At 40.1% G+C, this 759-nt stretch carries 1 protein-coding gene; it reads right to left on the reverse strand.

What is annotated here, in order from left to right; genetic code table 11:
* On the reverse strand, positions 1-759 hold a 759-nt coding region (locus A4U55_RS01335), incomplete at both ends, for a hypothetical protein (protein WP_063453936.1).

Genomic DNA, 759 nt, shown 5'->3' on the forward strand with positions numbered 1-759 from the left:
CTATATATCACCCAGGTACCATCGGGAGTTTGTGCCCTCCAACACCCTTGGCAATTATTATTATTCATCGCAGCACCCTGTTTATAATCATCAGCGGTAGGCTTTCTTCCTAAAAACTGTTGGGCAAAATCATCTGCTACTTTATTCGGATCTGTACTTTTTTGCATTTCTCTGGATTGGCCAATCTCACCCTTCCCAGGGAATACTCCCTGTCGTAAGTCCTCAACTGCTTTCTTGTTGGTTTGCTGATAATTACTGCTAGTATTACTTAACGGCTTTTGAGCTTTCGCTGAATTATTTACTTGCGTTCGACTACCACCTCTAACCGACTGTCTCGAAACCGCATTATAAGCTTCTACAACAGAACCTGAAATTTGATGGCCTGCAGCAGTTACAGCAGCCATTGGTCCATGAATATAAGTAATAAGCGAGCTTTCCAATTGATACAAATACTCAGGAGTACCCGCATGTTCAATCATATATCGATATTTTTGAGATCTCAAATGATTACGACAGGTATTATCTTTACACTGGCGATTATAATGCTCAATAATTTGTGTAACGCTATTTTCCCATGCTACTATTTCCTGAGAAGTCATGCCAGCATGTTCATAGCTGACATATTTCCATTGATGTATGATTGCATCGCAAGCTGCTGAAGATCCAGAGGAGCAAAATGTATTATAATGCAGATAAAAGTTTTTTATGTCATCAGATTTTACTAAAGCATTATTTTGAGCCGCCTCCGCTGCCACACCA

Source organism: Moraxella catarrhalis, from assembly GCF_001632285.1.
In the GTDB taxonomy this organism is placed as follows: Bacteria; Pseudomonadota; Gammaproteobacteria; order Pseudomonadales; family Moraxellaceae; genus Moraxella; species Moraxella catarrhalis.